The following is an 18,601-nucleotide window of genomic DNA, read 5'->3' on the forward strand; positions in this document are numbered from 1 at the left end:
ACTGTAAATCTCTAGCTAGAGAAAATAAACATAAATATCACTTTTGATTCAATACGTTAGTAAATCTCTTAACCAAAGTTCAGGTTATTTAGTTAATTAGATAGACTCTAATGCAATTTTAACCATTTCGTTAAAGGTGCTTTGACGCTCATCAGCAGGTGTTGCTTCACCGGTAATTACGTGGTCACTTACTGTAAATAATGCCATTGCGTTTGCGCCGTATTCAGCTGCAACGCCATATAAACCGGCTGTTTCCATATCTACTGCTAGCATGCCTAACTTGTCTAAGTCTTTATAGAACGAGTCGTCTGCTTGATAGAATGTGTCTGTCGTAAATACGTTACCTACTTTTGCTTCTATTCCTAGCTCTTTAGCGGCGTTTACACCGTTTAAAAGTAAGTCAAAGTTAGCAATAGCAGCAAAATCGTAGCCACGAACACGTGCACGGTTTACGTTTGAATCTGTGCTTGCACCTTGTGCAAAAATTACGTCACGGATTTTGATATCTGTGCCAATACCGCCACACGTACCAATACGTATAATATTTTTAACGCCAAAGCTTACAATTAGCTCACGTGCATAAATAGACATTGATGGAATGCCCATGCCTGAACCCATGATGCTTACTGGCTTACCTTTGTAAGTACCAGTGAAACCGTACATGTTACGAACACCTGTAACTTGTACTGCATCATCTAAAAAGTTTTCAGCAATATATTGCGCACGTAGCGGATCGCCTGGCATTAATACTGTTTCGGCGAAATCACCAACGTTTGCACTGATATGCGGAGTACTCATTAATTGTTTTCCTTTTTATTTGGCGTTGTTAGCTCATTTAAAAAGCTGTCGCCGTAATCAAGCGCAGATAAGTTAAACCACTGTGCCAGTGTTTGACCGATATCTGCAAAGCTGTTGCGTTCACCTAGTGGTGTGTTACTCATACCTGGTTTATATGCAATAACCGGTACGTATTCGCGAGTGTGCTCAGAACCTGGAAAGGTTGGGTCACAACCGTGATCTGCAGTGATCATTAATATGTCATCTGCATTTAACTGCTTTAGTATAGTTGGTAAATAGTCATCAAATTCTTTTAATGCTTTTGCATAACCTACTGGGTTACGGCGATGACCAAATTTTTCATCAAAATCAACTAGGTTAGTAAATATTAAGCTATGTTCTGGTGCGCTTTTCATTACTTCACTGGTTTTTTCTAGCAAGTTCATAAGCCCAGGTGCTTTATGCTTTTGGGTTATGCCCTGATGCGCGTAAATATCTGAAATTTTACCAATACTAATTACTTCGCCGCCGTCTTTTGCTAACACATCTAGCAATGTTGGTGCTGGCGGAAGTACTGAATAGTCGCGACGGTTACCCGTTCGAGCAAAGTCTTGGCTATTTGAACCCAAAAATGGCCGCGCAATCACTCGCCCTATATTCATTTCATCAAGTAGCGCCCGTGCGATTTCGCAAACTTGATAAAGCTTCTCTAGGCCGAATGACTCTTCATGCGCGGCTATTTGAAACACGCTATCAGCTGAGGTGTAACAGATTGGTTTACCTGTTTTTACGTGCTCTTCACCTAGCTGTTCTAAAATGGTTGTTCCCGACGCATGGCAATTGCCTAAAATGCCAGGAATACCAGTACGAGCTATAAACTCGTCTATAAATTCTTGTGGGAAACTTGGCTGTGTTTTTGGGAAATATCCCCAATCAAATAACACAGGTACTCCTGCCATTTCCCAATGACCTGATGGCGTATCTTTTCCGCTAGATAATTCTTTAGCGTAACCCCATGCTCCTTGAGAAGCTTGGCGGTCTGAAATTAAACACGGTTCTCCACCGGCAGCTTCACATGCATCCACTAACCCAAGTTTTGATAGGTTAGGAAGCGATAATGCAGCGCCTGTTTCGTCGTAATATGCTTTTAGTAAGTGAGCGAATGTATTAGCCCCAAGATCGCCGAATTTATCTGCATCTGGTGCTGCACCGATTCCTAGGCTATCTGCCATTAAGATAATTGCTCTTGCCATTTTGACCTCACTTTGATTCTAGGTGGTTACTTTATCCGCTGATCGATTTTTCCGTACAGGACAAAAGTCCTGTTTCATAAAACCTAAACATTATAAATTTGCATTCTTAAGCGAAGCAAAAGAGATTAATCGTGTCTTTTTTGCTATTGTGATCTACCAACAATATATCCTTCTGTGTGGGTGAGAACTTTAGTGACACGAACTACTATTATAGCTATTGCAGGCGCGTCTGCGTCGGGCAAATCTCTTTTTAGCCAAACTATATACAATGAATTGGTTAATGAGCTTGAACCAGGCGCTATCGCCATTATTGAAGAAGATGCTTACTACAAGGATCAGTCGCATTTACCGATGGCGCATCGTACACAAACGAATTACGACCATCCTGATGCATTTGAACATGCGTTAATGCTTGAGCATTTAACACAGCTTCGTAGTGGAAATTCAGTTGAAGTACCAACGTATGATTATGCACAGCATACACGTAGCGAGAAAACTCGCCGAGTGCCTGCTGCTAAAATACTCATTGTTGAAGGTATTTTATTATTGAGTGACAAAGCGCTTAATAAAGAATTTGATATTAAGGTGTTTATAGATACGCCTTTAGATATTTGCTTAATGCGTCGTATGCAACGTGATATGGAGCAACGAGGCAGAACATTACAATCTGTTGTTGAGCAGTATCAAGCAACTGTTAGACCGATGTTTTATCAATTTATTGAGCCTTCTAAGCATAACGCAGATTTAGTTGTGACTCGAGGCGGTATGAACCGCGTTGCCATTGATATAATAAAAAGTAAGATAAAATATTTACTACAAGAATAACAACGGGAAACATTTGTATGACAACATTTATGAGCTTAGTAGGCATGTGTGTGCTACTAAGCATTGCCTTTGCGGCATCAACTAATCGCAAGGCAATTAATTTAAGAACCGTTGGTATAGCATTTGCGATGCAAGTGGTTATTGGCGGTTTTGTCCTGTTTTTTGAAGCAGGAAAAAATGTGTTAACGAGCATGTCAGCAGCCGTATCGTCGGTTATTGGTTATGCAAACGACGGTATTGGATTTTTGTTTGGCCCACTTGCCTCACAAGACACATTAGGTTTTATTTTTGCGATTCAAGTTTTGCCCGTTATCGTGTTTTTCTCAGCACTTGTTGCTGTGTTGTATCACCTTGGGATTATGGATTGGATAATTAGGATTTTAGGCGGTGGTTTACAAAAATTATTGAAAACCTCTCGCACAGAATCGCTTTCAGCGACGGCAAATATTTTTGTTGGCCAAACTGAAGCACCGCTAATAGTTAAGCCATTTATAGCAACGATGACTAAATCGGAATTGTTTGCAGTAATGGTAGGTGGCTTAGCCACTGTGGCAGGCTCTGTAATGGCCGGTTACGTTATTATTGGCGTAGATCTTAAGTATTTAATAGCAGCGAGCTTTATGGCTGCTCCTGGTGGTTTTTTAATGGCAAAAATGATTGTGCCAGAAACTGAAACACCTAAAGATAACTTAGCAGATCTAGATTTAAATGATGACGATAAACCAGTTAATGTAATTGATGCAGCTGCATCAGGTGCAGCAAACGGTATGCATTTAGCACTTAATGTAGGTGCAATGTTACTTGCTTTTGTAGCGCTAATTGCACTACTAAACGGTTTATTAGGTGGTATTGGCGGGTGGTTTGATTACCCAACATTAACGCTTCAAGAAATATTAGGCTATTTATTTGCTCCTGTTGCATGGTTACTCGGTGTACCGTGGGATGAAGCAATTATAGCCGGCAGCTTTATTGGTCAAAAGATAGTAGTAAACGAGTTTGTTGCTTACTTAGACTTTATAAATTATCGCGATACGTTAAGCGCGCACACACAAGCAATTGTTACTTTTGCTCTATGTGGCTTTGCTAACTTATCATCGATAGCCATTTTACTAGGTGGGTTAGGCGGTATGGCGCCTAGTCGGCGGAAGGATATCGCACGCTTAGGGCTCAGAGCAGTGTTAGCAGGATCTATGGCTAACCTTATGAGCGCAGCAATTGCTGGGTTTTTCCTCTCGCTAGCTTAGAAACTTATTGAGATGAACTCAGGTGTTGCAAAACAAGAGGATAGCGCTTTAAGGGGTTAAAGCTCTATCTGACTTGAACGATACTTCACCAAGGGCCGCAAGGCCCTTTTATCGTTTTAGGGCTTTAATTTTTTAGCCTCAACTACTTTAAACCTCAAGCCACTTATCTATCTAACATCCTTTATAGTTATACATAACTCAAATAAACCAATACTTTAATTAGTACTTTTTGCGTCTCACCTTTTGTGTTTTTTATATTTTAAGCCACACTTGATATTACTCGTATTAATTGAATGATGACTCTCGAACGTGAAATACCTTCTTTATCTTTTATGCTTAATAAGCTCTGTATTTATTCATGCTAAAGAGAGCTTATTAGTAGTTACTGAATTAGCACCACCGAACCAAGTATTAGTTAATGGAGAAGTTACAGGCGTAGGTACTGAGTTTATTAGGGATATATTTAAAGAAGCAGAGCTTACGCCTAATATTCAAATGTACCCGTGGGCACGCGCTTATAAGATTGCGAGTGAACTCAAAAACACCTTTATATACAGCCTTGCTCGCACTGTAGAGCGAGAAAACAAATTTTATTGGATTGCGCCAGTTGGCAAGTTTCATTTAGGCTTTATTAGCCTCGCAGGGCGCTGCGACATAATTATTAATAATACCGAACAAGCAAAAAACTACAAAATAGCAATGCAACGAAACGACTTTTCTACTCAAACACTTTCAAAGCTTGGTTTTGAAGTTGTATTAACTAGTGATATTCAAAAGTCATATGATCTATTACTTGCTAAAAAAGTAGACTTAATTGTGGACGATCCTCTTTATATGCAACAAATGAGTGACTACTTAAAGCTTAAAAAAGGGTACTTAAACTTTATTTATAAAATAGACGAGCTAACTGTTGATGCCTATTTAGCCGCTAATAAAGAAACGAACTCTGATTTAATTGAAAAATTACAAGCTGCTTTTTTAAAAGTAAAAGAGGATAAAGGTCTCCCTTACGGAAAATAAATTAGTGTGGGTAACGATATTTTTAGACGTTAAAATCTTTCATTTTTAACTTTATATATTCTTCATAAAATCTCTTTATGACACGCTCAGCTACTGACTTATTAAATGCTATATAATTGCCAGCAAACTTAGGAAGAGGCAATTCTTGCACTTCACTACTTCATTTGCTCTATATTCAAAAAGCTCCAGCTATACTTTATTGTAACTTTTGAGCCTAAAATTAGATCAATTTTTCTTTTAAAAACAAATCTATATATTGTTTTTAGTCTTCAAAAACTAGTAAGTTTTCACCCATTCTAAAACCAATTTCATCTACAAATCATTCGTATATACCCCCTATTACTATTCCTAAAGAAAACTGCTTTGCATCTTTTAGATTATTTATACCAATCCCAATAAATAGCTTATCCATTTTACTTGCTAAAACAACTCATTTCTTTGTTGTCAATTTCGCAAAGGGAACAACCATTTACGCCTAGAACTGAATTATTTTTTCGGCGTAAAATTTAGACCACATACTTAATGGAATTGGTATAACTTACTTATCAGCTTTGAGCTTATAAAAGAAAGTTTGACTCGCGCCTAGCGGCCCAGCCCAATAAAATGGTGGGTCACGTTCGATGTTTTTAATTATTGAAACAATGCCAAAGTAAGGGGCTTTTAAACTAAGTTATAAGCACACTTCCAAAGTAGCAATTTAAACTCGCAGGTTATATCAATAGCTGTGCAAATATCTTTTACAATATTGAGAGTACTACTAACAAGCTGGTCTTTGTCGTTTTGAAATTATAAGGGAGAAATGTTCGGTATAAATTACAAGCTTAAACTCACTTGCATTAGCACAATGGCTTAGAAGAATAGAAAAACGAATATTAGGAGGGGCTAAATAATAGCAATATCATTTAGTTAATTTACATTGATAATGGGCGTTGCTTGGTTTGAGTCAAATTTCAGACACAAAAAAAGCGCCTTAAGCGCTTTTTTTCATTTTACTTAAAAAGTAAAATTATACAGCTGTGATGTTATCAGCTTGTGGACCTTTTTGACCTTGTGAAAGAGTGAACTCTACACGTTGGCCTTCAGCTAAAGTTTTGAAACCTTCGCTTTTGATTGCTGAGAAATGTGCGAAAACGTCTGGGCCATTTTCTTGCTCGATGAAACCAAAACCTTTAGACTCGTTGAACCACTTAACTGTACCTGATACGATGTTAGACATTGTAATATCCTGATATAAAATAAAAAATATGCTCATAAGAGCGGGTGTAGCAAAAAATGAGATGGTACTTTAAAAACTTCAGGACGGTACTACAAGTATTACTTATACAACATCGAAATGGAGATTTATAGCTTACATGCTTTCTTTCTAGCTGCAGCCCACTATATAGATTTTTTAAAACATGTCAAGTACCTATCTATAATCAGAGTAATAAACAACCAAAGTCGCTTTTATTGGTTATTAAAATTCAAACTCTAATGCGAGCCTAAAACTATGATTTTTTTCTGATTGGCTTATCTCAGTGATAAAACCCGCTTCCCACTTTAATTGCTTTTGCCCATCAAAACGCTGTAAACCTATAAAACCTGGGCCTATACCAACAAAGTCTTCCCCTACATACACCTCAATAGACGGCTGAAAAGCAGAGCGATATCGATAGCGATATTGTGCTCTAAACTCACTTTCCCATTCATTTTTAATATCCTGCCCCCATTCATAAACCAAAAAAGCATTTAATGTTAGGCTTGTTTTTCCAAATTCTTTTTCGATAACAAAACCCGAGGTTGCCTCAAATACATCTTCGTTATGCTTTTTCTCAAGCTCAAATAATGCGCCCCAATCAGCCCATAACTTACCTTGCTCAATTAGTTGCCAGCGTAGTTCAAGCTCATAAGCTTCTAAACCAAAGTCGCCGTTATCATCTCGCTCACCAACTATGTAACCTTCTAATGCCATTGTATCGTTAATAGCTCCACCACCACCCAAACGCTGCGCGAGTATGTTGCCACTATCTGTTTGGTGCGACACTAACCGCCATTCAAACTCTCGCTCAAAAGGTAAAACATAGGGGTGATATACCTTATCAACAACGATTCCATCGGCCTTTGCTGGGATTGAGAATACCAATAAACAAAAAACGGTAAAGCTAAGCGCTAAATATAGGTTGAGTGCTTTCATACACGCTCCTTAGTTATTGAGGCCGAAATAACATAACAAAGTAATAAAAATATCACGCTACTTGTACTATATATAAGTACACTCATTAGATCAGGGGTAGCCTCGTAACCAACAAGAGCACGCAATACGCGGCCTAGCTCAGAGTTTTCGTTTAATAAATCACGTAAATCCCACACGGTTGCGGTGTTGGTAATTAAATCTATTTGGCTTGCCAAATCCAGTGCAACTAATAACTTAGCCGCGCTGTTAAAAGCAAGCAAAGTAAAATGCGGATACATACCAAAGCGGTGCTTAATTGCATTCATTAAAAAGTACAGCAATACGCTAAAACTTAAACAAATTCCAACACCTAATAAAGTGCCAATAAATAAGCTTTGCCCTGCATCATTATTTTGCCAAAAACTGGTGAGGTAAATAATATAGTGGCTTAAATACAATGTTATTGTGCTTATAACAGCAATATAGAAAGCCGCTGATTTTTGCTTTATTGCAAATACTAATACGGCAATAAATATAGTAATACAGAGCCCTATTTGTGAGTACTCTAACCCTTGGTGCTCAAACCACTGGCTCACCCACGACGCACTTTGCATGTACAAAAACGACATGAGCGCGCCAATTAATAAAGCAGACCCTATTTTAAAAGCGCTTTGTTTTTTAACTACTTGTAGTAGCACTAATAAAATAGCCACCGGTAGTAATTGATTAAGGATCATGACTAAACTAGTTATTAGCATGCTGCGCCCCTTCATCACCAACTATAACAACGCCCCTTGCTGTATTTGGCGAAAACTCACCAAAAAATTCGTAATGCCCTTTACTCAGCGGTCCTATATAAATAATGCTTTTACGATTTGGGTAGAGTACTTTTTCTCTGTTTAGATCAAAGCTATCAAACTCTTCTGGTGTGCTATCTTGGTTTTCGATCAATAGTTTTACTTTTTTATTTGCGGGAATTGTAATTTGTGAAGGATAGAACAAATGATCTTTTAAAATAATAAGGTACTCTTTACTCGCCGCGTTAAACGACAAAAATAACAAACAACAAAGGCACTGATTAAATAAACGTTTAGTCACTTTTTACTCCTGTAAAAGTAACCTTAACGGTTAGCCCACCTAAATAACTATTCGCTAGATGAATAGTTGCGCCATAAATAGCAATTATGTGTTGAACAATAGCCATACCTAAACCGGCACCTTGCTCGCCAGATGGATGCTGATCGCCACCTACTCGATAAAAACGATTGAATATTCGCTCTTTTTGCTCTTCAGTCATACCCGCACCAGAATCATCAATTTGCCAGCTATAGCTGTTATTATTTGATGCTAATTTAATTATTATTTGACCATTATTGGGGGTGTATTTTATAGCATTGCTAAGTAAATTAGCGATGAGTGTGGTTAATGTAAACTCATCACCATTAATTACAAAATCATCACCTTCAAGACTAATAGTTTGGTTTTTTTCATCTATTTTGTCGTATTGCTCCGATACGACTTGTTGAGTAATCGTTAGCAATGATTGTTCGCTAAACTGCCTCTGCCATTGTTCAGGCTGAGTGCGCCCTAAAATTAGCATTTGTTCGACAATATTACTTAAGCGATTAATGCCCTGCGACATAGCTTGTAATTCTTGATGGTCTTGCAGATTACTTTGTTTATTAGCCAAATTATGTACGTTAATTTTTAAACTACTAAGCGGGGTACGTAATTCGTGAGCTGCATCTGAGGCAAAAAATCGCTCCCGTAAGTAAGCGGTTTCTACGCGTTTAAATAAGTCGTTTAAACGATTAATAACCGGTTTAATTTCTTCGTCAGTTACTTGCCAGTTAATCGGCGTAAAGTCGTTAGCTTGGCGAGACGCTAACTGCTTAGATAATCGAGTAAGAGGGGCTAATGCGTATTTAACAAAAAAGCTAATAAAAATAGCAAGCAGAGGGACTGCCCATAGCATAGGTAACATTGCAGATAAAATAACGGCTTCAGCTAATTCAAAACGCTTTGCCATAGGTTCAGCAACGATGATTTTACGGGTGTTTTTACTCATCACAAATACCCGCATACGCTGCCCTGCTACATTGGCAGTTTGAAAGCCCTCGCTAAAACTAATTTGGTTATTTGATAAACTCGATGAGCCACTAAGTAAACTATTATTTTGCCAAATTTGATACAACAACTGAGCACTATTATTACTTACTTGTACTGCATTTGTGCTTAGTGCTAATGGTTGCTCAATTAAAACGCCAGCCACTATTTTAAGTTCATTATCAAGCAAGTTTTCGCCGTGGTGCATGCTTTTTTGATAGCCTTTTACTAAAGCTAAAAAGCAAGTTAGCACCATCATTGAAAGTAAAATTAAGGTCAGGCGTTTACGAATAGACATTTTCAACCTCGAAAAACAAATACACTCTAACGCTTACCAACCACGTAGCCAATGCCACGTAAGGTTTTAATAAAATCGCTAGGGAATTTTTTACGAAGATGATGAATATGCACCTCTATGGCATTAGAGCCAACTTCTTCACCCCATTGGTAAAGTTTGTTTTCGAGTTGTTGTTTTGATTGCACCCTTCCCTGATTTTCCATCAGCGCTTTTAAAAGCATGTATTCTTTTCGCGGCAGTGTAAGTGACTGCCCACTTAGTGTAACTGTATGAGCTGATGTATCCATGACTACATCACCACAGCGCAATAAGCTTGATTGTGTTTGGTTAATGCGCCGGCTTGCTACACGTAATCGAGCAAATAACTCAGCAGGGTCAAACGGCTTTGCAAGGTAATCGTCAGCGCCCATATCTAGCCCTTGGACTTTGTCGTCAATACTGCCGCGAGCAGTTAAAATAACCACCGGAATAACTTTTTTTTGTGCTTTAATATGCTTTAAAACTTGCGAGCCGTCGCCATCAGGTAATCCTAAATCGAGAATAACAAGCTCAATTTCATCACTAGAAAGGCACTCTAAGGCATGCTTAACTGTGCCACTATGCTCTACGCTGTAGCCCTCTTGACGCAAAGAGCGAATAAGCCCTTGCGCCACTAAATGATCGTCCTCAACGAGTAATAAATGCATTATGTGTTTATCTTTTTAGTTTTTTATCTACTTTTACCAATAGCTGGCTTATTGCTTGTTGGCGATATTTATCTGCTTTTGCACGAGTATCACGAATGCCCGCGGCTTGTGCTACAAGTAGTCGTGCTTTAGCTTGTTTATAATCGCCTTCGTCATACAAATATTCACCGTATAAGTAATTAGTATCAATGCCTTCGAGATTAAAAGCGAGCGCTTGTTTAAATAATTTTTCAGCTTTGTCGTCATCACCAAAACCAATTGGCCAGCCAGGTACTTTGCTGTAAAGCGTTGCAAGGCTTGCGTAAGCTGAGCCATTTAATGCACTGCCATCAATCGAGAGTGCATTTTCAAGTGACGCTTTAGCCTCTTTTGCTAAACCAAGTGCGCCCAAGCCTCCTTTTGCGCCAGCAAAGCTGGCTAACACAATGCCATTCCAAATATGTGTTTGCGCCGAGCTTGGATAGTTTTTAACAAATAACGCGCTTTGCTCACTTAGTTGTGTAAACGCGTCAATTTGCGCATCGTCTTGAAGTTCGTAATTAGCAATTGCCCACTTTTGTTGAATATCGCTTAAGTCTTGCGCTTCATCTGCGTGCACTGCGGTTGCAAATACAGAGGTTAGTATTAAATAAAATGCGAGTGTAAATTTATACATAATTTTGCCCTTGTGTGTTTGTTAACTTAAAAAACGTTTAATTTTAGGAAGTTGCTTTGCAATAGCGTTATCAACAATGCTTGGGAATACGCCATTTATGCGTGCAAATAATTTTTCAGGAAAACCAATAAAGCGCCTTGCTTGGTTTGAACTTATAAGTGTTAATAACTCTTGAGCAACTAATTCTGGCGAGTCCATTTTATTACCGAGTTCTTTATTCATTGCACGCGCTTTACTGCTATTAATAGATGTATCTGTTGCTCTTGGTGCTAAATAGGTCACTTTAACGCCTGAGCCATTTAACTCACGCGAGAGCGCTTCTGTAAAGCCACGTAAACCAAATTTACTGGCGCAATAAAGCGTTTGAAACGGGTAGCCAATACTGCCAAAGGATGATCCCACGTTAACAATAGTGCCTTTGGTATACGCTAACTGCCCTAAAAATAGCTGGCATAACTTAATAGGCACCGACAAATTAGTAATGAGCATATTATCTATTTGCTCATTACTTGTGTGCTCAAGGCTTTGCATTGTATTTATACCTGCGTTATTAATAAGTAATTTAACGCCGCCGAGTTGCTTGGCTTTTATTGCTAGGTTAATACGTGCTGTATCGTCGGTTAAATCGCCCGTAAATATTTCACTGTCTGGGCATGCACTGCTCAGTTTTTCAAGGGCTTGAGTATTTCGCCCTACAAGCAGTAACTTCCACCCTTTTGCATATAGGGCTTTAGCAATAGCTTGCCCTATCCCGCCTGTTGCACCAGTTAATACACATAAAGAGCAACTCATGCCAATTTGCCTTGCGCACTTGCTTTAAAAAAGGGCTCGTCATCGAGTCCACGAAATATATCGCCGTATAAACGATAAAAGCGCTTTGCACCATGAATTATGGCTTGTTGATCCGTCTCGTCTGTTATTTGGTTCATAAGGTTTTCAAAAAACTTTACATGCTCTATATCAAGCGCGCCGTGAGAGGTTAAATAACTAAATGCTTTTTTAGGTAAGCCCACAGCATTTGAAATATTTGAAGCCGCGCCATCAGCAAGCGCTATAGAAGTGCCTTCAAGCACATGCACCATGCCAAAAAAGCTCAATGGATTTTTACGTGTAATGGAGTCGTACGCATACGACACCATCATTTCGGTAGCGTATTGTGGCTGACTACACCGCACTGTCTCTTTGTCAAAACCACAGGCTGCAATATCATTAAGTACCCACTCTTGATGACCAATCTCTTCTTCAATGTATTCTGCTACTGCTTCGCGCAGCCATTCTTGATCGTCGGTTAATCGTGCACCAACCGACATCATTAATGGCACAGTATGCTTAACATGATGATACGCTTGCGCTAAAAACGAGGCGTATTCTTCAAGTGATGCTTCGCCTTTAAAAACACGCTGAATAATCGGCGCTGCAAGCAGGTAGTTTTGCTCTTGTTTAGTTTGCTCTTTAAGGGTGTTAAAAAAATCACTCATTAATTACTTCTCCAAGTCGGTAAAATTTATCAAACACAGTATGGTACTGCTTACTTATGGCATCTCGTTTTGGGCGATTATTTGTGGTTAATAATCCTTGTTGCACACTTAATGGGGCAGCTAAACGATGCCACTTTTGAATTCGAGCATAGTCGGGTAGTTGTTTATTGATTGTGTTAATGTATTGCACTAACGCTGGGTTACTTAGCTTTAAATCGGCATAAATAATGGCGGTTAAAAAARGTCGACCTTCACCAAACACAACCGCTTGTAAAATACCGCTTTGACTGAGCAATAGTGATTCAGGCCACTCGGCACTAATATTGCGCCCCATGCTAGTAATAATTAGATTTTTTAGGCGGCCTTTAATAAATAAAGTATTTTGACGCTGCTCGACTAGATCGCCGGTTGCATACCACTGGTTTTTGTTGTGAGGTTGATGATTTAAGTAGCCTAAAAACAAATCGCCTTTTATAAAAAGCTGGCCATTTTCAGTTTTGGTTTGAATATGAGGTAACACAGAGCCGGCACTGTGCAGGTTATCGTTTGCGGGCGTATTTAAACTAACTACAGATGCCGCCTCAGAAAGGCCATAACCTTGGTAAACCGGCAAGTTTAAGCTACGCGCTTTGGTTAATAGCATTTCGCTGACAAGCGCACCACCTACAGCAATAAACTGTAACGAGCACGGCGGTTGCCACCCTTGCTCTGCAAAAGCGACTAAGCATGCTAATAGTTCAGGCACTAAAATAAGCGTATTTGGCTTAACTTTATCAATAGCAGCTATAAGTTGTGCGGGCTGTTTTAAAGCACTTCCAACAAAGCCTAATTCATCTAACGGCATTAAATGCACTGTACCGCCACTTTTTAAAGGGGCATACACACCAGCTATATTTTCAAGTAACACAGCAAGCGGCAATAAACATAAATGAACAGGCTTTTTAATATTAATTTTATCGCACAGAGATTGAGCCACCTGCATTTGGCTATTTGCAGATAAACACACGCCCTTTGGTTGCCCAGTAGAGCCTGATGTAAATGTTACTTTTTGAGTTTCTGGAAAATAACTTACGGGTTTAGCTACAACGATTTCGTAAATATATAATGTGTAACACTCAAATAAAGTAATTGATGCAGTCGGCTCCCCGAGTAAAGGGTTTAGTGTGTCGCTCATAAATATATTAGCGCCGCATTGCGCTAGTACATATTGAGTTTGTTGCTCATTAAAAAAGTGAGCAATTGGCACAGCCACTTTATTAGAAACCGCAGTAGCAGCATCAATAACAAGCCAAGCTGGCGTATTATCGAGCTTATAAGCGACACATTTGCCGCTAAAGCTTTGTAGTATTTTTACTACCTTTTGTATTTGCTGGTTAAACTCACCACCGTTAATTTTAAGTGTTTGCTCTTTATTATGGGTAATAATTAATGGCGATACTGCATGGGTATTATAGTAATTCATACATTCACCAATGCATTTACCAAAGAATTGATATTTGAGTGGTTTTGCTGCATTAAACTATAAAGCATTGGGGTATTTAATACTTGTTGGTGAGCTTGCTCTAGGCTCACAATGCATACTGTTGGTTGGTTAGCGTAATAGCTGCCCCACTTTAATGGGTTCTCAACTACAAAACTGCTCGCAAGTGCAATTTCGGTACACGTAACACCAAGTAAGCGCAATAAAGCACGCACTTTGTTGGTTGCACAAAACACCAAATGCTTTGCTCCCACACTTTGCAGAGCTTCGTTAACAATAATAAAATGCGCAAGTGTAGCTCTTCGATTTGTAGAGCAGAGATTACCAAGTTCAAAAATTTTATTACGAGAGATACTCTCATCTAAAAAATCTTCAACAGGTGATGCTAAGTATTGCTCAATAAACAATGGCGAAGTTGCTTGCCTAAGCCCTAATGTGCACTTTCCTTGTTTGGTAACGTATTGGCAAAGTAGAGGCATAAAAGAACTAAGCTTAGCGTTATACGCAACTAAAAAACCTTCTTTCACTGTATTTTCGAGATTTTTTCGATGCGCATCATTAATACGTGCACTAATAAGCTGACTGTTATTTTGTGTTAGATCTAATGGTGTAGAAGTGTGGGCTAATTGCATAAGCTCGCTCGTTTAAATCTGTTTATATTTCAGGATTTAAACTTAAAGAGTGAAACTTAAAGAAAACTTAAGGGAAGTAATTTAAATGAAAAAAGCGCCTTAACCACTACATTAAGACGCTTTTGGATGAAAACTTTAATTTACTAACTATTAAAAATTATAAGCTAACGACATTTTAAATTGAGTTGGCGCACCTGGGTAAACCCATAAAGCGTTGTAGCTACTCTCTGCGTAATCTTCATCAAAAATGTTATTAACACTGATATTAAGCTCGGTTTGCTCGGTTAAATTAACTTGACCAAACACGCCTACTAACTGATAGCTTGGTAGTCTAAAACTTAAATCGGCGGCATCACCTAAACGGCTACTGGTGTATTGGTAACTTGCACCAAATTCAAGCTCTTTACCCATTAATGCTGTTTGGTGGCTAAGCGTAAGATTTAGGTTATTTTTTGGTACATTTACCAGCGGGCTGCCTTTTTCAATTGGCACGCCCCAATCGGCATTAATAATGTCGTTTGCTGTGGTGGCATCTATATAGGCGTACGATAAGTTAAACGCAGTTGCATCAGTAATATAGGTGTTTAAATCAAGCTCAAAACCTTTACTGTTGGCTTTACCAATAGGCGCTGAAAAACCTACGTTTACAGGGTCTGCCACTAACATATTACTTTTAGAGGCATCAAAAAATGCCACAGTACCGTTTACGCCTAAGTATTCAAACTTAGCGCCTATTTCAAACGAGTCGCTGTATTCAAAGCCAAATGGGTCGCCGCTTGCATCAGTACCGCTCAGTGGCAAAAAGCCTTCTGAGTAACTGCTGTAAAAGGTTAATGCGTTATTTAGCTCGTACACTACACCAACACGTGGACTTACTTGGCTTTCAGAGCTTGTTGAAAACACGCCGCTGTTGGTTTCTAAAATGTCTTGGTCAACGCTGTCAAACCTTAAGCCAACTAATAGCTTAAATTTATCGGTAATATCCATTTGGTCTTGAATATAAATACCGTATGCGTTTTGCTCTTCGTCGTTTTCGTAAAGTAAGCTAACTGCTGGGCGTTCAACATCGTAATTTGGTTCAAAAATATCAACAGTATAAGTACCATTACCGCCACGGTAGCGTGAAAGCGCTGTACGTAAATCGTATTTATACGCATCGGCTCCTATTAATAAGTGATGCGTAATGTCTGCTGTATCTAAACTTCCGCTAACTTCAAACTTAACGCTTGTATCTTCTACTTCGTAGTCGCGATAGCGCTGCTGTCGTGTAAGCGTGCGGCCATCGTCAAATAACGATTGGCGCGATGGCGAAAGCTCAGCATCCGACGAAAACCCCGTTAAGGTAGAGCTACGATAATTTGCACCTACAACAAGTGACCATTCGTCGTTAATATCGTGATTTAACGTAATTTGATGACCACGAGAATATACCTGCGTGTCGCCATCGTTTGGATTACCCAAATAGCGAGAGCTTGGTACAGTGTCAAAATCGTTATCGAGAACTACAACACCACGGTCAAATAACTGGGCTAAATCTACGTATTCAAACTCATACGTTACACTTGTCGAGGCGTTTATTTGATGATAAATAGACGGCGTAATCACCTTCTTATTGGTGTACACCTCATCGCGGTAGCTGTCGCTGTCTTGCCACGCGCCATTTATTCTAAACGCAGTGGTGTCGTTAATGCCGTTAGTGTAATCGCCTTCAACACGGTTAAAGCTGTCGCTGCCTAAGCTTAGTTTCATCTCGCCTTGGGGCTCAAACTGTGGCTTTTTAGTCACAATATTTACAGTGCCGCCGGGCTCTGAACGCCCATAAAGTGCTGAGCCTGGGCCTTTTAATACTTCTATGTATTCAATGTTTGATACATCGCGCGGACCACTAAAACCACGCCCACCGCTAAAGCCATTAATTAAATAGCCTGACGGCATGTTTTCGTTACCCGAAAGGCCACGAATAGAAAAGCTATCCCATAATGCGCCACTGTTATTTTTTCGCGAAATACTCGCCGAAAAATCAAGCGCGTCTTGTAATTCGGTAATGCCTTTTTGATCAAGCGCGGCGCTGCTAACACTTACAATAGACTGCGGCATTTGTTTTTGAGGAATGTCGCCACGGTATGCTTGTTTATAAGTAACCGATATTTTTTCAATTTCTTCGGTTTGCTCTTGTGCAAGTGTTTGCGCACTAATGCCTAAACAGGCTAAGTAAATTAAAGAGTACTTCATGATGATAAGGGAATTAAAAAAATGTTATATTATAACTAAAAGTTTACCATGTGTTACTTTGTAACAAAACTACTTTTTTGAATTTAAAAATTGCATTAGCAGCTTTGTATACATCACGTTAGTATGGTGATCTACTTAGGTTACTTAACGATAATTATATGAGCATAAAAACAAACGCATTAATTTACTTTTTAGCCTTTTGCAGTGGTTTTTGCATTATGGGAATTGAGCTTTTAGGAGGGCGTATTCTTGCTCCTTTTTTTGGCAGTAGCGTACATATTTGGGGCAGTATAATTACTGTATTTATGCTTAGCCTTTCTTTTGGTTATTTGCTCGGCGGTAAGCTCAGTACAAAAAATGCATCGCTTACTAAATATGGCTTAATATTTTTAGTTGCGAGTATTATGGTAATGCCTATTACATTGTTTTCGCAGCCAATAATGGAACTTATATTTACCCATATTGAAGATAGCCGCTACGGGTCGCTCTTAGCGTCAACAGCACTATTTTTTATACCTACCGTTATTTTAGGAATGATCTCGCCCTACTCTGTGCGCTTACTGGTAACCGATAGAGATAAAAGCGGGCAAGTAGCTGGGCGTTTATACTTTGTAAGTACGCTTGGCAGTGCACTAGGTACTATTATTACCTCTTTTTACTTTGTGCTCGCGTTTGACGTAAATACTATTATTAGCGCCTTTGCTTTAACGCTTGGCTCACTAGGTATAGTCGCGATTGTAGTTAATACCTTAGTTAATAATAAGGAGTTGGCTCATGCTTAAATATTTATTACTGCCGTTAATTGCATTTTCGGGTTTTGCGTTTAGTAACGTTATTCATGAAGAGCGATCGCTTTATCGCAATATTATCGTTGAAGAGACTCGCGACTTACGTTGCCTTAAATTTAATACTAAAAGTAGCCAAACAAGCCAAAGCTGTATGTATAAAAACAATCCCGACAAACTTGTTTTTAATTACACAAAATTGACTTTTGCCAGCCTTTTAGTAGCCGATAACCCTAAAAATGTACTTATTATAGGATTAGGTGGCGGTACGCTCTCTAATGTTATTCATAAGCTATACCCGACTGCAAAAATTCATAACGTAGAAATAGACCCCGCAGTAACTAAAGTTGCCCGCGATTACTTTAACTTTATAGAAACCGACAACGTTACATCAAGCGTGCAAGATGGCCGTATTTTTATAAAACGTGCCGCGATTAAAAAGCAAAAGTACGATTGGATTATTTTAGATGCATTTAACGGCGACTATATTCCGGAGCATTTGCTTACTAAAGAGTTTTTTGAAGAAGTACAAAGCGTATTGGCTGATGGCGGTGTTATAGCTGCAAATACGTTTTCGAGCAGCAAATTATACGAGCACGAGTCGGCAACGTACCACGGCGTATTTGGTGACTTTATTAACGTAAGCCGCCCTAATCGCAGTAACCGTATTATTTTAGCGGGCATTAAAACTATGCCAACGCAGGCGCAAATTAACAAGCGTATTAGCGCTCTTGCACCACGCTTAAAAAAATACGATGTAGATATAAAAGCAATAAGCACCTATATGCAAAGCACCAAAAACAACCAAGACTGGCCAGCTAATACCAAAATACTTACCGATCAATACTCCCCGGCTAATTTACTTAACTTTTAAAGCTAGTATTGTGAACTATCTAAAACGCGGTTTACTGCGTTTTAGATATAACTCATGAGTTGCTTAAATTTACTTTCGGTTATTGGTACAACAATTGGTAACTT

19 protein-coding genes are annotated in these 18,601 nt (G+C 39.0%); 5 read left to right on the forward strand and 14 right to left on the reverse strand.

Features of this window, described 5'->3' with window-relative positions; all coding sequences use genetic code 11:
- Positions 1–96: 96 nt before the first annotated feature.
- Together deoD and EU510_RS06405 are read right to left on the reverse strand one after the other, a co-directional pair.
- Positions 97–798 carry a purine-nucleoside phosphorylase gene (gene deoD, locus EU510_RS06400; protein WP_149592760.1) on the reverse strand — a complete coding sequence of 234 codons (702 nt, stop codon included), beginning with the start codon at positions 796–798 and terminating at the stop codon, positions 97–99.
- Positions 798–2,030, reverse strand: coding sequence for a phosphopentomutase (locus EU510_RS06405; RefSeq protein ID WP_149592761.1), 1,233 nt, complete (start codon positions 2,028–2,030; stop codon positions 798–800). The genes deoD and EU510_RS06405 overlap by 1 nt, the downstream gene beginning before the upstream one ends.
- Before the next feature lie 192 nt (positions 2,031–2,222).
- Here EU510_RS06405 and udk point away from each other — a divergent pair, with 192 nt between their 5' ends.
- The 3 genes from udk to EU510_RS06420 all read left to right on the forward strand — a co-directional run bounded on the left by udk (position 2,223) and on the right by EU510_RS06420 (position 5,119).
- Positions 2,223–2,855: a uridine kinase gene (gene udk / locus EU510_RS06410; protein WP_024596281.1), complete on the forward strand. Its 633-nt coding sequence runs from the start codon at positions 2,223–2,225 to the stop codon at positions 2,853–2,855.
- A 17-nt stretch (positions 2,856–2,872) separates the two neighbouring features.
- The gene (locus EU510_RS06415; RefSeq protein ID WP_149592762.1) at positions 2,873–4,099 is read left to right on the forward strand and encodes a NupC/NupG family nucleoside CNT transporter; all 1,227 of its coding nucleotides are present in this window, start codon (positions 2,873–2,875) and stop codon (positions 4,097–4,099) included.
- A 309-nt stretch (positions 4,100–4,408) separates the two neighbouring features.
- On the forward strand, positions 4,409–5,119 hold the full coding sequence (locus tag EU510_RS06420; RefSeq protein WP_149592763.1) for a substrate-binding periplasmic protein: 711 nt from the start codon (positions 4,409–4,411) through the stop codon (positions 5,117–5,119).
- Between the two features lie 1,006 nt (positions 5,120–6,125).
- On the opposite strand, the gene EU510_RS06425 is transcribed toward EU510_RS06420, so the two are convergent.
- The 12 genes from EU510_RS06425 to EU510_RS06480 all read right to left on the reverse strand — a co-directional run bounded on the left by EU510_RS06425 (position 6,126) and on the right by EU510_RS06480 (position 16,838).
- Complete coding sequence (locus EU510_RS06425; RefSeq protein WP_002959120.1) at positions 6,126–6,335, reverse strand: cold-shock protein; 210 nt, start codon at positions 6,333–6,335, stop codon at positions 6,126–6,128.
- 240 nt (positions 6,336–6,575) lie between these two features.
- Positions 6,576–7,292 (reverse strand): hypothetical protein, encoded by a 717-nt coding sequence (locus EU510_RS06430; RefSeq protein ID WP_149592764.1) that lies wholly within the window; start codon positions 7,290–7,292, stop codon positions 6,576–6,578.
- Positions 7,289–8,029, reverse strand: coding sequence for an iron transporter (locus EU510_RS06435; RefSeq protein WP_149592765.1), 741 nt, complete (start codon positions 8,027–8,029; stop codon positions 7,289–7,291). Before EU510_RS06435 ends, EU510_RS06430 begins: the two co-directional genes overlap by 4 nt.
- A complete protein-coding gene (locus tag EU510_RS06440; protein WP_149592766.1) occupies positions 8,016–8,369 on the reverse strand; it encodes a cupredoxin domain-containing protein in 354 nt (117 codons plus the stop codon). The genes EU510_RS06435 and EU510_RS06440 overlap by 14 nt, the downstream gene beginning before the upstream one ends.
- On the reverse strand, positions 8,362–9,675 hold the full coding sequence (locus tag EU510_RS06445; RefSeq protein ID WP_149592767.1) for an ATP-binding protein: 1,314 nt from the start codon (positions 9,673–9,675) through the stop codon (positions 8,362–8,364). Before EU510_RS06445 ends, EU510_RS06440 begins: the two co-directional genes overlap by 8 nt.
- A gap of 26 nt (positions 9,676–9,701) precedes the next feature.
- Positions 9,702–10,361, reverse strand: coding sequence for a response regulator transcription factor (locus EU510_RS06450; RefSeq protein ID WP_149592768.1), 660 nt, complete (start codon positions 10,359–10,361; stop codon positions 9,702–9,704).
- A gap of 7 nt (positions 10,362–10,368) precedes the next feature.
- Positions 10,369–11,016, reverse strand: coding sequence for a hypothetical protein (locus EU510_RS06455; protein ID WP_149592769.1), 648 nt, complete (start codon positions 11,014–11,016; stop codon positions 10,369–10,371).
- A 21-nt stretch (positions 11,017–11,037) separates the two neighbouring features.
- Positions 11,038–11,808 carry an SDR family oxidoreductase gene (locus EU510_RS06460; RefSeq protein WP_149592770.1) on the reverse strand — a complete coding sequence of 257 codons (771 nt, stop codon included), beginning with the start codon at positions 11,806–11,808 and terminating at the stop codon, positions 11,038–11,040.
- Entirely contained in the window at positions 11,805–12,494 is a 690-nt protein-coding gene (locus EU510_RS06465; protein WP_149592771.1) for a TenA family transcriptional regulator, read from the reverse strand. The genes EU510_RS06460 and EU510_RS06465 overlap by 4 nt, the downstream gene beginning before the upstream one ends.
- Positions 12,487–13,956 (reverse strand): AMP-binding protein, encoded by a 1,470-nt coding sequence (locus EU510_RS06470; protein ID WP_149592772.1) that lies wholly within the window; start codon positions 13,954–13,956, stop codon positions 12,487–12,489. Before EU510_RS06470 ends, EU510_RS06465 begins: the two co-directional genes overlap by 8 nt.
- Complete coding sequence (locus EU510_RS06475) at positions 13,953–14,606, reverse strand: thermostable hemolysin (protein ID WP_149592773.1); 654 nt, start codon at positions 14,604–14,606, stop codon at positions 13,953–13,955. The genes EU510_RS06470 and EU510_RS06475 overlap by 4 nt, the downstream gene beginning before the upstream one ends.
- Before the next feature lie 150 nt (positions 14,607–14,756).
- Complete coding sequence (locus EU510_RS06480; RefSeq protein ID WP_149592774.1) at positions 14,757–16,838, reverse strand: TonB-dependent siderophore receptor; 2,082 nt, start codon at positions 16,836–16,838, stop codon at positions 14,757–14,759.
- A 158-nt stretch (positions 16,839–16,996) separates the two neighbouring features.
- Between EU510_RS06480 and EU510_RS06485 the strand changes: the two genes are divergently transcribed.
- Positions 16,997–17,620, forward strand: coding sequence for a fused MFS/spermidine synthase (locus tag EU510_RS06485; RefSeq protein WP_149592775.1), 624 nt, complete (start codon positions 16,997–16,999; stop codon positions 17,618–17,620).
- The gene (locus EU510_RS06490) at positions 17,613–18,497 is read left to right on the forward strand and encodes a spermidine synthase (protein WP_149592776.1); all 885 of its coding nucleotides are present in this window, start codon (positions 17,613–17,615) and stop codon (positions 18,495–18,497) included. Before EU510_RS06485 ends, EU510_RS06490 begins: the two co-directional genes overlap by 8 nt.
- Positions 18,498–18,601: the final 104 nt, after the last annotated feature.

This window comes from Pseudoalteromonas sp. FUC4 (assembly GCF_008370255.1).
GTDB lineage: Bacteria > Pseudomonadota > Gammaproteobacteria > Enterobacterales > Alteromonadaceae > Pseudoalteromonas.